Here is a 12,638-nt window from a genome sequence, read left to right as displayed (position 1 = left end):
GGGCCAGGCGCGTTGACCTGCATCAATCGTGGCCGCGCGCGCGCCGGTACGCTGGCGATACGGGCTTGCGCGACGCGAGGTCCGCGCATCGAATGAAGAGCGGATCGACGGGAGGCGATGATGGGCATCGGCATGCAGATTGTGTATCTCGGCTGCAGTGCCTCGGCGTCGCTCGAAGCCGAAGCGGCAATGCAGCTCGTGCGCCTGCAACGGTTCGGCGCGCGTCTGTCGAACTGCCGTCTGGCCATCGAAGCGCTGTGTCTGCGCTCGGGCAAGCCGCTCTACGATGTGCGCCTCGATCTGGTCACCGCGACGCAGGAACTGGAGCCCATCGGGCGCTATGCGGCGGAGAGTGCGGAAGAGGCCGTGCGCTGCGCATTCGACGCCGCGGAACGGGCGTTGCAGACAGCGGCCATTGCAGCGACGCGACGGCGTTGATCGAAACGGTGCGCCGCTTGTGCTTAAGCGGGTCGGATATCAGAGCTCGTCGTCCGCAAAGACGCCGTGCTCCGGTTCCGTGTCGGTTTCGTCGATCCACTGCACATGCCATTGCCCTGCAACGGGCGCGCGATCCGCATGGCGATACCAGAGCACGTGTCCCGACTCGCCTTCGAACGGCCCTTGCGGCGACAGCAGATCGAGACGCGTCAGTTCGCAGTAGAGATGATCCTTGCCGGCGCCGGCGGCGCCCAGGATGCGCGTGCTGTCCTTCGTGAGCGCCAGGGTGCCCCATTCGGGCAGATCGATGGCCGCGTGTCCTTCGCGCGACCATTTGCGCGCGTCGCGGTCGAGCCAGAGAATCGCGTAGGCGGCGGGATCGGCACATTCGAACGTATCGAGGTGAAGGGTGATTCTCATCGACGGCTCCTTGTCGGACACTCGGGAAGGGCGCGATTCGCGCGAGAGGCAGCGAATCGTGCTGTGGCGTAGATCGCAGTTTCAATCTATCGCGTGTCCGTCGATGGAAATTGAGGCACGTCAACGACGGCGGACATCCCCATGCGTCAAAGCGCGCCGGCCATGAACTCAGAACAGGACATCGGAGAGCGGACGCCTTGGCGCATGCTCCGCGTGCGGGCCGCGTCCGACGCGCAACAAGAGTTGCGGTGTCGCGTCGAGATGGAGCAGGCTGCTGATCTGCACGCGCAACGTGCTGATTTCTATCGGCTGATTAAGGTAGGACGCCGTCAGGCCCAAGCCGGCTGCGACCAGCAACATGCGTTCGAGCGCCTGTCCGGCGGCGAGCCACGCCTCGCGGTCGTTGCGCGCGGTCGCAATGCCGACCATCAGCGGCGATCCGTCGACGAGATGGCGATGCGTGGCGGGAACGCCCGCGCCTGCATCGAACACGCGCACCACGGCCGAGACCAGCGGAACCGCGAAATCGAGCAGCCCGCCGACGGCCGCGCCATACAAGGGCATGCCGTCGTCGCGGTGACGCGGATGAATCCATGCAGCGAGTTCGCGCCTGAAACGCGGGTCGGCGAACTGGATATGGTCCGCTTCCGCGACCAGATCCGCGATCGCCTGGCGACCGGCCCGTTCATGCACGCAACTGGCTAGCGCGCCTTCCGCCTCGCATGCGTCGATCAGCGCGCGCTGCGCGGCGGCCGGAACGGGTTCGTCCGCAAAGGGAGCGCGCGTCGTCACGCGCTGCGTGATCGCATCGAAGAGCGGCGCAAGCGCCATGTCGCGATGTCCGTGATTCGACACGAGCACCAGCGCGACGACGTCGGGATCCGCGTCCGATGGAAACAGCGTGATCGCATAGGCCAGGCCGAAATGGCTCAGCGCGACGCGCAGATTGAAGAGCGCCGCACCGCAGCTGAAGAGCAGCTCGCGGTCGAATGGATCGACGACGGGCAGCGCGCGCAGCCGGTCGGCGCAAACCTGCACGGTGTTGCCGTCGATCAGGAAGCGCCACGGTTGGGTATTGTGATTGGACGGCGCGAGCACCGCGTATTGAAGCGCGAAGCGCAGTTGTTCGGCGAGCGGGCCAGCACGATCGAAATGCGTTTCATCGATCTGCCAGGCGGAATGCGAAGACGCGTGAACCATCGGGGCATCCTCCGGGGCGAGGCGAAGCAGGCGTTACACGCGCGCGAGTCCTTCGGGATCGACGATACGGATCGTCTTGCCGTTCGCACACACGAGCCGCTCGCGGTGGAACTTCGAGAACATGCGGCTCACGGTCTCGAGCTTCATGCCGAGATAGCAGCCGATTTCCTCGCGCGTCATGCGCAGATGAAATTCGGCGGCCGAGAAGCCGCGCGCCTTGAAGCGTCGCGACAGATTCAGCAGAAACGTCGCGACGCGCTGCTCCGCCGACATCGTGCCGAGCAGCATCATCTGGCTCGACTCGCGGACGATCTCGCTGCTCATCATCTGATAGATGTGGTGCTGCATCGGTTTCATCTCGCGGCAGATCACTTCGAGCTGCGCGAACGGAATGATGCAGACGGCGCTGTCTTCGAGCGCAATCGCATCGCAACTGTGCTGACCCGCGCCGACGCCGTCGAGCCCCAGCGCCTCGCCGGCAATCTGGAAGCCGGTCACATGCTCGCGGCCGTCGCGATGCATCACGACCGTCTTGAACGAGCCCGCGCGCACCGCGTAGATGCTGTGAAATGCATCTCCCGCGCGATACAGCGTGTCCCCGCGCTTGACCGAGCGCGTCGCGCAGATGATCGAATCGAGCCGCGCGAGTTCGGCCGCGCTCAGTTCGGCGGGCATGCAGAGGGCGCGCATCGCGCACGTCGAGCAGCGGGACGCGCGCTGCGGAGCGCGTTCGGCTCGTGCCACAGGATGAATCGGCACGACGGTTGCCGCGCGCGGCGGCGGACTCATCGGGGCGATGGCGGTGTCGATGACCGTGTCGAGGTCGGTTGCGGCAAGCATGATCGGCTCCTGTTCATTCACGTGCACGCGCACCGCGCGCGCGTGCAATGCCTGCGACCGTGTGGCAGGCCGCATCGAATTCAGACGTCTTGTCGAAGAAGAAATCGGCGCCCGCCGCCTCGCAGGCAGCGCGGAACGCGCGCGCGGTGTAGTTGGTCAGCACGATCTTGACGATCGCGGGGTACGTGCGCGATAGCGCCTGGATCAGATCGAGACTCGTCCCGCTTGCTAGCCGCAGGTCGAGCACGACGATATCCGCGCCGCACGCAAGAATGCCTTCCAGCGCGGCGTCCCCGTCTTCCGCCTCGCCGGCGACTTCGACGCCCGCAATTGCGCCGAGCAGACGAGCGAGGCGGCGCCTGACTTCGACGGCGGCGTCGACGAGATAGACCTTCGAGACGATGGCTGACACGGCGGTATCCATGTCCACCAGTATCGGCGGGCTTATCTTAAAAATGTATCGGAGATGATTGAAGCAAACCCAGGAACTTGGGTGGGTCTTATAGGAATATTCCTACCCCGCGACGCGAGGTGCTTCGCTTGCGGTCAAATGTCGGCTTCGTCGTCGAACAGCTTGTGGCGGATCGCATAGCGCACGAGCCCGTTTTCGTTGGGCATCTGCATTTTTTCGAGGATGCGGGTTTTGTGCGTGCTGACGGTTTTGACGCTCAGGCAGAGTTCGTGGGCGATTTCGGTGATAGTCTGTCCGCCGACGATACGCCTGAACACGTCGAACTCCCGGTCGGACAGCCGTTGATGCGGCAGCGCTTCGGCAGGTTCGTTGAGATTCTGCGCGAAGCGCTCGGCCATCGCGAGACTGACGTAGACGCCGCCCGCCGCCACCTTGGTCACCGCGCCGACCAGCTCGGCGCTCGCGCTTTCCTTCGTCATATAGCCGGATGCGCCGGCCTTGAACGCCCGCACCGCGTATTGCTGCTCGGCGTGCATGGTCAGCACGAGAATGCGCAGCGCGGGCATTTCGTCCTTGATCTGCTTGATGAGGTCGATGCCGTTGCGGCCGGGCATCGACAGGTCGAGCACCAGCACGTGTGCGTCGGTGGCGCGGACGAGCGCGAGCGTGGTCGCGCTGTCGCACGCTTCGCCCGCCACCGTGAAGCCGCTCGCGGATTGCAGGATGTGGCGCAGCCCGTCGCGTACGAGCGTGTGGTCGTCGGCAAGCAATACCTTGATCATGGATGCGAGTGTTCCTGTTGCACGGCCTGCAAGGGGAAAGTGACCGTCAGCGCAAAGCCTTCGTTCGCCGCCGTATCGATCTGCACGGAACCTCCGAGCATATAGGCCCGTTCTCGTACGCCGATCAGGCCGAACGACTTGTCCTCGCCGGGACTGGCGCTCGTGTCCGGTCTGGCATGACGATCGGCGCCACGCCCATTATCCGCGATGCGCAGGACGTAGTGCCGGCTGGTCATGTGCAGTGTCAGTTCGACGGCGGTGGCATTCGCATGGCGCGCGACATTGGTCAGCGCTTCCTGCGCGCTGCGGAACAGCGCGGTCGCGGCGTCGTTCGTGAAGGCTGCGTCGTTCGTTTCGATACGCCGCTCGATCGCGATGCCGTAGCGGTTCGTGAAGTCGTTCGCGAGCCAGTGATGGCGCCTCGTCGCGGCTGGCTTCGGGCGAGGCCGAGCCCGAAGCGCGCGGGGCGCACACATTGTGCGCGTTTGCGAGCCGTGCGCCAATGCGCGCCGCGTGACGCCTTGCCCGTGGCCACGCGCATCACGCAATCGACTCAATGCGCCATCAGCACGGGCACCGTCATCGATTCGAGCATCGTCCGCGTGACGCCGCCGAAAACGCGTTCACGCGCGCGAGCATGCCCGTACGCGCCCATCACCAGCAGGTCCGCATGCAGATCCGTTGCGCGATTGAGCAGCGTCGCGCCCGTGCCGACGCCGATATGATGCGGCGTCGTCGAGAACGCTGCGCGCACGCCGTGCGTCTCGAGCCACGCTGCGACGTCGATACCCTCGGGCACCTCGGGATACTGTGGCTGGCCGTGTGCGTGCACGATCTCGATGCCGACATGACGCGCGCGCTGGAGCAGGGGCAGCGCATCGGCGGCGGCGCGCGCCGCTTCGCGGCTGCCGTCCCACGCGACGAGCACGTTTTCGCCGAGCGTACGCACCTCGCCCGCATACGGCACGACGAGCGCGGGGCGGCCGGCGCCCAGTACCAGGTCGCCTGCGAAATTCGGCGCGACAAATGAGGCGGGATCTTTCGGATCTTCCTGACCGAGCACGAGCAGGTCGGCATGCCGCGCATGCAGCATCGCGACATCGAGCGCGGGACCGGGTGGCGCGCGCCATTCGGCGCTGCGCCCGGCACGCTCGGCGGCCGCGAGGAAGGCATTCCCAGCCGTGTCGCGGCGGTTGGTTTCCTGCGCTTCGATCTGCGCGAACGACAACGTTTTGTCCTGCCGGAAGATCGGCCTGAAGAGATCCTGGCAGACGACGTACAGGCCAATCAGATGCGCATCCCAGCGCTGCGCGAGTTCGAGCGAGAGCGCGATACGTGTGTCGCTGCGGCGGCTATCGTCGATATGGACGAGCAGGGTCTTGTAGCTCATGTCGGTTCCTTTTGGGGGCAATGCGCTCAATGCGACAGCAGCACGGGCACGGTCATCGACTGAAGCACGGTGCGTGTCGCGCCGCCGAGCACGAGTTCGTGCAAACGCGAATGCGCCCAGGCGCCCATCACGATCATGTCGCAGCCCGCTTCGGCCGCCTGCGACAGCAGCACGTCGCCGATCGCCGCATCGGCTTCGACGCTCAGTTCGCGCACGTTCACCTTGACGCCGTGGCGCGCGATCGTCAGCGCGATGTCGGCGCCCGGAATGCGCCATGACGGCGGCTCGTTGCGCGTCGCGTTGACGGTGAGCAGCGTGACGTCGGCGGCATGCGACAGGAACGGCATCGCGTCGTGGATCGCGCGGGTGGCTTCGCGGCTGCCGTCCCACGCGACCATCACGCGTTGCCCGAGCGTCGCATGTGTGCCGCTCGCGGGCACGAGCAACACGGGGCGCCCCGCCGACATCAGCAGATGCTCGGCGAACTGATCGGCGATGAACGATTCCGGGTCTTGCCGATCGGCCTGTCCCGCGATCACCAGATCGGCGAGGCGCGCATAGGGCGGCACGACGTCGTTCGCATAGCCCGCGGCTGCGATCCAGCGGCCATCGACCTTCGCGCGTGCGGCCTCCGCATGGAACAGGCGCTCGAGCGCGGCGCCGCGCTCGTTGCGCTGCCGCTCGTGCTCCGCGTAGTAGGACGCGGTGCCCGCCATCACGTAGAACGCGTGCGGATCGGGCAGGTAGGTGGTGAAGAGGCCCGTGAGTCTCGCATGAAACTGGTGGGCGACACGCAGCGCGGTTTCGAGGCGCGGATGCGCATGAACGCCCGTATCGAGTTGCACGAGGATGCTCTTGTAACTCATCGCCGTTGCTCCGGAACAGAGACACGTGGGGCGGGCCGCGGCCCGCGATGCAATCGAGTCTACGAGGCGGTCCGGCGACGCGATTGATGCAGATCAAGCGGTGTCGTATCGCGAGCCGGAGGTGTATTGTCAGACGGGACTCGACATCGTTTGATCGACGTCAAGCGCGTTGGCCTGCATGCGCCTAGATTGCTCCGTGTGAACTGCTTCATTCCTTCCCTGGGGGACATTTATGAAAGCACTCGTTTATCACGGCCCCGGCGAGAAGTCGCTCGACGAACGTCCGATGCCCGAACTCGCGGCGCCGACGGATGCCATCGTCAGGATGACGCGCACGACGATCTGCGGCACCGATCTGCACATCCTCAAGGGCGACGTGCCGACCTGCGAGCCTGGGCGCATCCTCGGACACGAAGGCGTGGGCGTCGTGCACAGCGTGGGCAGCGCGGTGAGCGGTCTCGCCGTCGGCGATCACGTGGTGGTGTCGTGCATCTCGTCGTGCGGGCAGTGCGAGTATTGCCGGCGCGGCATGTATTCGCATTGCACGACGGGCGGATGGATTCTCGGCAATCGTATCGACGGCACGCAGGCCGAATTCGTGCGCATTCCGCATGCGCAGACGAGCCTCTACCGGATTCCCGCCGGCCTCGACGAAGAGGCGCTCGTGATGCTCTCCGACATCCTGCCGACAGGCTTCGAATGCGGCGTGCTCAACGGCAAGGTTCAGCCGGGCAGCACGGTGGCGATCGTCGGCGCGGGGCCGATCGGGCTCGCGTCGCTGCTGACCGCACAGTTCTACTCGCCCGCGCAGATCATCATGATCGATCCCGATTCGAACCGGCTCGAAGTCGCGCGGCGCTTCGGCGCGACGGCATGCATCAACAACGGTCACGAGGATGCCGTCGCGCAGGTGATGGCGTTGACGGAATCGACGGGCGTGGATTGCGCAATCGAAGCCGTCGGCGTGCCCGCGACGTTCGAACTCTGCGAAGCGCTGATTGCGCCCGGCGGCACGATTGCGAATGTGGGCGTGCATGGCGTGAAGTGCGATCTGCATCTGGAAGCACTGTGGGACCGCAACATCTCGATCACCACGCGTCTCGTCGACACCGTCAGCACGCCGATGCTGATGAAAACCGTGCGCGCGGGGCGCCTCGATCCGAAGCAGCTGATCACGCACCGCTTCGCACTCGACGATATGCTCGCGGCGTACGAGACCTTTTCGCATGCGGCGAGCACGCATGCGCTCAAGGTGCTGATCGAGGTTTCCTAGCCGGTGCGTTTGATCTGCGTCAGCGGTGAGTTGCAGCACGCCTTTATGCTGGGCTCAGGCGGCGCCCCATTCGGTGCCGGCACTGCGAGAAAGGGAGTACCCGTCATGACCGCGCCAAGCAGGATTCTGGTCGTCTACTACTCGCGCAGCGGCACGACCCAGCGCATCGCGGAACTGCTCGCGGCGGAACTGGGCGCCGACCTCGAGCCGATTCGCGAGCAGGGCGAGCACTCCGCACGTTCGGGTGCGCGCGGCTACGTGCGCTCGCTTCTCGACGCGCTGCGTCATCGCGACGTCCGCGTAATGTCTCCTGTCCACGACCTGTCCGCGTACGACGCCATCGTGGTCGGCACGCCCGTGTGGGCAAGCCGTGCGTCTGCGCCGGCCGTCGCGTGGCTGAAGGCGCAGCGTGAGCGCATCCGGCATCTCGCGCTGTTCTGCACGCTGGGCGGCCGAGGCAGCCAGCCGGCGCTGGACCAGTTGGCGAAGGCGGCGGGCAAGACGCCGCTGGCTGTCTGCGCCATCACGGCGCACGACTTGCGGCGACGTATCGACGGGACGAAACGTCAAGGTTTTGGCCAGAAGCTCCGGCATCGGCTGGCAAAGCTGCAGCAGACAGAATGGATCGATTAGCCGGTGCCTTCCTTTTTCCGGCGTGCAGCGTCGTGCTTTTGAGTGTTTAAAGGAGTCTCAGCATGTACAAGAAAATCCTCGTGGCGGTGGACGGTAGCCACACATCGAAGCTGGCGGTCCAGGAGGCGGCGAAGATGGCATCGCTGACGAGCGGGACGGTGCATGCCGTCTATGTCGTCGATACGTCACCGATGTTCAACTACGCCGGCTACTTCGACCCCGTCGTGCTGACGGACGCGCTGCGTAACGATGGCCGCGTGGCGCTCGAAGACGCCGAGGCGGTGTGCAGGCAATCGGGTGTCGCGAGTGCGAGCGAACTGATCGAAACGGAACAGCTGAACGACGATGTCGCGCACACGCTGCAGCGTTGTGCGGAGCGCATCGGCGCCGAACTTGTCGTGCTCGGCACGCACGGACGGCGCGGCATGAAGCGGATCGTGCTTGGCAGCGTCGCGGAACGTTTCCTGCGGATGTCGAAGTGTCCCGTGCTGCTGGTGCGCGGCAGCGAGCCGCACGAAGCGTGATTCGATGCGCTGACGCAGCGCGGTGAGTAGTTATGGACCGCGCCGCTCGACTTCGATGAGCGGCGCGTCGTACTGATCACGCGTCGACGACGGCATCAACATGCCGTCGTCGCAAAGTCTTCATCCGTCGGACGATGCGCGCGTCTCCCCGCGAAATGCCCGACCGTCTGCGCGAGCAGCGCCATCGATCCCACGGGCAGCTTCAGATTGACGGCGAGCGCCGTCCGGTTCATCCAGCCGCGCGCGGCGGCCGCAAGACCCGTCGATGCGCAGTACAGGTACACGTTCTGCAAGATCGCGCCCGCACTCGCCGATGCAAACGCTTCGCGCTGCGCATGCGGAATGTCGTGCATGCGCGTGAGATCCGCGACGTAGACGAGATTGACGGGTGCGTGGCCGAGAAACTCCTGATAGCCGGTCATCGCGCGCAGGTCGGCGGATGCGACGAGCGAAAGTGCATGCGCGGCAGCGTCATAGCGATACGCGCCGCTCGCCAGCAGCACGTAAATGTCGATTTCATAGCCGCCGAGCGCCGACGGCGCGGTGCGGCCGCCTTCGGAAGTCCGGTTGATGCCGTCGGCGGCCCAAAGCAGATCGCCGAGCGTGTCGTGATCGAGCGGCGTATCGGCGAATTCGCGCGAGGTTTGCCGCGCGGCGAGCGCGTCGAGCAAGGGCATGCCGCCCGTGCGATGAGCGGGCGCAAAGCCGATATACGGAACGGGCGTGCCTTCGACGGGACGCGGCGCGGGCGTATGGAGCAGCGCGGCGCCGATGCGGAAAAGAGGTTTGGTCATGGCGAGCCGTCCGTGCATGGAAGGTGTCTTCCGCTTGCGGACCTCCGGGATAACGTAGGTCCATCGTCCCATGCTTCGCACGGCGCGGATTGATACAGATCAAGCGCGCCGGAAGCGTGGTTCGCCAGGTGCAGTGGCGCGGCTCATGACTGCGTGAGTTCGGGCACGCGCACCAGCAGAACGGGCGTATCGGCGAGCCGCAGCGTGCGCGACGCCACGCTGCCGAGGAACCAGCGCGCGATGCCGCGCCGTCCATGCGTGCCGACGACGAGCAGGTCGGCGTTCCATTGCTCTGCGTCGCGCACGATCGCATGGGGCACGTCGTCGCCCGTTCTGTGCGTTTCGACGATTGCCGTTTCAGCGGAATATCCCTCGCTGGTGAAGATGCGTTCGGCCAGATCGAGCGTCACGCGTCCTTCTTCGAGGAATCCGCCTTCGAGCATGTCGACGGGCGCGATATCGAACAGATGCACGGCTCGATCGACGACGTAGATCGCGCGCAGTTGTGTCTGCGCCGACGCAAGCTGAATACCGATGCGCAGCGCGCCGAGCGAATGCGCGCTGCCGTCGAGCGCGAACAGGATGCGCTGCGGCGGCGCGTCCGTGCGGGCGCGGCTGTTTTCCGGCACGAGCAGCAGCGAGCTGTCCGCGCGCCGCGTGACGGGCTCGGACACGGCGCCCTCGACCCAGCGCAGCAGCCCGTGATGATGCCGTGCGCCCATTACGAGCAGATCGGCTTGCCAGTGTGCCGCCGTGTCGAGCAGCGCGTGAACCGTGTCGCCGTCGCGCCTGGACAGATCGATCACGTCGGTTTCGAGTGCGGCGCCCGAAAACACCGATTCGATTCGTTGCAGCGCGGCGCGCGCGTCGCTGAGCAGTTCGTCGCGCGCGGCATTCAGGAACGCCTGGGTCGTCGCGCCGAGCGGAAACAGCGTGCGCGGATTCTGCACGACGGATACGACGGCGATGGCTGCACGCCCGTTGAAAAGCGCGTTCGTGTATTGAGCAGCGTGCAGGCTCGCTTCGCTGCCGTCGACAGCCAGCAGCACACGCTGGAATGCGCCGACGGCATTGCGTTCCACATCGACTGGATTGGCCATGATCTCCTCCGCGATTCGTGCAAAGGGTTATTCGCACGTTTATCGGGTCATTGTGCTCGCCGTTGCGCTCGCCAGACTGACTATCGTCAACGGGTCGCGCGGGAACGTGGCCTGTCCCTCGCTTGAATCCCGCTTGAATCCGCTTGACTTCAATCAAGCCGTTTCTCCGATAGCGGCAGACACTACCTAAGTGTGCCAAGGAGAAAACCATGTTAGCTATCGATGTGATGACGCCGTCCGTGATCTGCGCGCAACCGGACATGACCGTCCAGGAAGCAGCGAAACGACTGGTCGACAACGGGATCAGCGGTATGCCTGTGGTCGACGCAAGCGGTGCGCTGGTGGGTATCGTGAGCGAAGGCGATTTGCTGCATAGAGTCGAGACGGGAACGGAAACGAGGCGCTCGCGCTGGCTCGAACTGTTCTCGACGACGCGCGACCTGGCGAGCACGTTCGTGAAGGAGCACGGGCGCAGCGTCGCCGATGTGATGACCGCGTCCGTGTGGACCGTCGACTGGCAAATGCCCGTCGCCGACATCGCGGACCTGATGGAAACGCGCCGCATCAAACGCGTGCCCGTGATGCGCGGCGGCACGTTGATCGGCATCGTCACACGCGGCAACCTGATTCGCGCGCTGGCGAGCGCCGCCGCGCCGGCGCAAACGCAGGACGGCCAGTCCGTCAGCGACCGCGAGATCGCCGAGGCGATCGTCGCTGCATTGAGCGGCAAGCGCTGGGCGTTGGCAAAGGAGAACGTCATCGTCAAGGATGGCGTGGCGCATCTGTGGGGCGTGATCCAGTCCGAAGAAGAGGAACGCGCGCTCTGCGTCGCCGCGCTCGAAGTGAAAGGCGTGAAAGAAGCGCGCGCGCATCTGAGCTATCCGACCGTCATGCCTTTGATGTGACGATTGCACCGCCTTCACGCCCGCCGACAGTCGCGCGGCGAGGGATACGCGAACGCATCGGCGTGCCGCGGACCTTCGTCGCGCATATTCATCTTCCCCGCTAGAATCCCCGCGAGCGGCTCTCTGCACCATCCGCAGTCGATTGTTCGCCAGATCCTTCAAGTCAATTCGCCCTGAGCCGCTTTATTGCGGCGAATCGTCTGTCTACATTCTCTCCATCGCAGGCCGGCTGTTCGAGTAACGGCGGGTCCCGTTCAATGTTATCGAATCGATTGAGGAAACAGGTCATGAGCAAGCTTGCAGGTAAGGTCGCTGTCGTCACGGGTGCTTCCAAGGGCATCGGCGCGGGCATCGCGAAGGCGCTCGCTGCGGAGGGCGCGTCGGTGGTGGTCAACTACTCGAGCAGCAAAGCCGCTGCCGACGCAGTCGTGGCTGACATCACGGCAGCGCAAGGCAAGGCGATCGCGGTCGGCGGCGATGTATCGAAGGCGGCGGATGCACAGGGCATCATCAGTGCGGCCGTCGAAACGTACGGCCGCATCGACATTCTCGTGAACAATTCAGGCGTCTATGAACTCGCGCCGATCGAAGAATTCACCGAAGATCAATTCCACCGCCAGTTCAACATCAATGTGCTAGGCCTGCTGCTGACGACGCAAGCCGCCCTCAAGCACCTTGGCGAAGGCGCGAGCATCATCAACATCAGCTCGGTGGTGACGAGCATCACGCCGCCGACGAGCGCCGTCTACAGCGGCACGAAGGGCGCCGTCGACGCGATCACGGGCGTGCTGTCGCGCGAACTGGGACCGAAGAAGATTCGCGTCAATGCGATCAATCCGGGCATCGTGATCACGGAAGGCACGCACGAAGCGGGCATCGTCGGCTCCGACTTCGAAGCGATGGCAGTGAGTCAGACACCGCTGGGCCGTGTGGGTCAGCCGAGCGATATCGCATCGATCGCGGTGTTCCTCGCGTCCGACGACTCGGGCTGGCTGACTGGCGAACAGATCGTCGCAAGCGGCGGGATGCGCTGATACGCCGGCGTAACGCGCCGTCCGCCT

The 12,638-nt window shown here is 65.2% G+C and carries 15 protein-coding genes and 1 pseudogene; 6 read left to right on the top strand and 10 right to left on the bottom strand.

Going from position 1 to position 12,638, the window contains the following annotated elements:
• Positions 1-120: 120 nt before the first annotated feature.
• Positions 121-438, top strand: a complete 318-nt coding sequence (locus tag G3N95_RS02935) for a hypothetical protein (protein WP_205968762.1) — start codon at positions 121-123, stop codon at positions 436-438.
• A gap of 39 nt (positions 439-477) precedes the next feature.
• Here the strand turns inward: G3N95_RS02935 and G3N95_RS02930 are convergent, their stop codons facing one another.
• The 8 genes and pseudogenes from G3N95_RS02930 to G3N95_RS02895 form a co-directional block, all read right to left on the bottom strand.
• A complete protein-coding gene (locus tag G3N95_RS02930) occupies positions 478-858 on the bottom strand; it encodes a DUF3564 domain-containing protein (protein ID WP_205968438.1) in 381 nt (126 codons plus the stop codon).
• Between the two features lie 168 nt (positions 859-1,026).
• Complete coding sequence (locus G3N95_RS02925; RefSeq protein WP_205968437.1) at positions 1,027-2,058, bottom strand: nitroreductase family protein; 1,032 nt, start codon at positions 2,056-2,058, stop codon at positions 1,027-1,029.
• Between the two features lie 33 nt (positions 2,059-2,091).
• Positions 2,092-2,898 (bottom strand): fumarate/nitrate reduction transcriptional regulator Fnr, encoded by an 807-nt coding sequence (gene fnr, locus G3N95_RS02920; RefSeq protein ID WP_205968436.1) that lies wholly within the window; start codon positions 2,896-2,898, stop codon positions 2,092-2,094.
• Positions 2,899-2,911: 13 nt separating this feature from the next.
• Positions 2,912-3,322, bottom strand: coding sequence for a response regulator (locus G3N95_RS02915; protein WP_205968435.1), 411 nt, complete (start codon positions 3,320-3,322; stop codon positions 2,912-2,914).
• Between the two features lie 122 nt (positions 3,323-3,444).
• Positions 3,445-4,092 (bottom strand): response regulator transcription factor, encoded by a 648-nt coding sequence (locus tag G3N95_RS02910; RefSeq protein WP_205968434.1) that lies wholly within the window; start codon positions 4,090-4,092, stop codon positions 3,445-3,447.
• Positions 4,089-4,571: pseudogene (locus G3N95_RS02905) on the bottom strand (ATP-binding protein); the annotation flags it as partial. The gene G3N95_RS02910 and the pseudogene G3N95_RS02905, both read right to left, overlap by 4 nt.
• A gap of 74 nt (positions 4,572-4,645) precedes the next feature.
• A complete protein-coding gene (locus tag G3N95_RS02900; protein ID WP_205968432.1) occupies positions 4,646-5,482 on the bottom strand; it encodes a universal stress protein in 837 nt (278 codons plus the stop codon).
• A 26-nt stretch (positions 5,483-5,508) separates the two neighbouring features.
• Positions 5,509-6,348 carry a universal stress protein gene (locus G3N95_RS02895; protein WP_205968431.1) on the bottom strand — a complete coding sequence of 280 codons (840 nt, stop codon included), beginning with the start codon at positions 6,346-6,348 and terminating at the stop codon, positions 5,509-5,511.
• Between the two features lie 232 nt (positions 6,349-6,580).
• On the opposite strand from G3N95_RS02895, the gene G3N95_RS02890 reads away from it, so the two are divergent.
• From G3N95_RS02890 to G3N95_RS02880, 3 genes are all read left to right on the top strand, one after another.
• A complete protein-coding gene (locus tag G3N95_RS02890; protein ID WP_205968430.1) occupies positions 6,581-7,621 on the top strand; it encodes a zinc-dependent alcohol dehydrogenase family protein in 1,041 nt (346 codons plus the stop codon).
• Between the two features lie 105 nt (positions 7,622-7,726).
• The gene (locus G3N95_RS02885) at positions 7,727-8,254 is read left to right on the top strand and encodes a flavodoxin (protein WP_205968429.1); all 528 of its coding nucleotides are present in this window, start codon (positions 7,727-7,729) and stop codon (positions 8,252-8,254) included.
• A gap of 62 nt (positions 8,255-8,316) precedes the next feature.
• Positions 8,317-8,778, top strand: a complete 462-nt coding sequence (locus tag G3N95_RS02880; RefSeq protein ID WP_205968428.1) for a universal stress protein — start codon at positions 8,317-8,319, stop codon at positions 8,776-8,778.
• A 95-nt stretch (positions 8,779-8,873) separates the two neighbouring features.
• On the opposite strand, the gene G3N95_RS02875 is transcribed toward G3N95_RS02880, so the two are convergent.
• Together G3N95_RS02875 and G3N95_RS02870 are read right to left on the bottom strand one after the other, a co-directional pair.
• Positions 8,874-9,572, bottom strand: coding sequence for a nitroreductase family protein (locus G3N95_RS02875; RefSeq protein ID WP_205968427.1), 699 nt, complete (start codon positions 9,570-9,572; stop codon positions 8,874-8,876).
• A 143-nt stretch (positions 9,573-9,715) separates the two neighbouring features.
• Positions 9,716-10,672: a universal stress protein gene (locus G3N95_RS02870; RefSeq protein WP_205968426.1), complete on the bottom strand. Its 957-nt coding sequence runs from the start codon at positions 10,670-10,672 to the stop codon at positions 9,716-9,718.
• Between the two features lie 209 nt (positions 10,673-10,881).
• On the opposite strand from G3N95_RS02870, the gene G3N95_RS02865 reads away from it, so the two are divergent.
• Together G3N95_RS02865 and G3N95_RS02860 are read left to right on the top strand one after the other, a co-directional pair.
• A complete protein-coding gene (locus G3N95_RS02865) occupies positions 10,882-11,577 on the top strand; it encodes a CBS domain-containing protein (RefSeq protein WP_205968425.1) in 696 nt (231 codons plus the stop codon).
• Positions 11,578-11,864: 287 nt separating this feature from the next.
• Positions 11,865-12,611 (top strand): glucose 1-dehydrogenase, encoded by a 747-nt coding sequence (locus G3N95_RS02860; RefSeq protein ID WP_205968424.1) that lies wholly within the window; start codon positions 11,865-11,867, stop codon positions 12,609-12,611.
• Positions 12,612-12,638: the final 27 nt, after the last annotated feature.

The sequence above is a fragment of the Paraburkholderia sp. Tr-20389 genome (assembly GCF_017104565.1).
Lineage (GTDB): Bacteria > Pseudomonadota > Gammaproteobacteria > Burkholderiales > Burkholderiaceae > Paraburkholderia.
The sequence above is the reverse complement of the archived record's forward strand: the minus strand, read 5'-3'. Positions and strand labels throughout refer to the sequence as shown.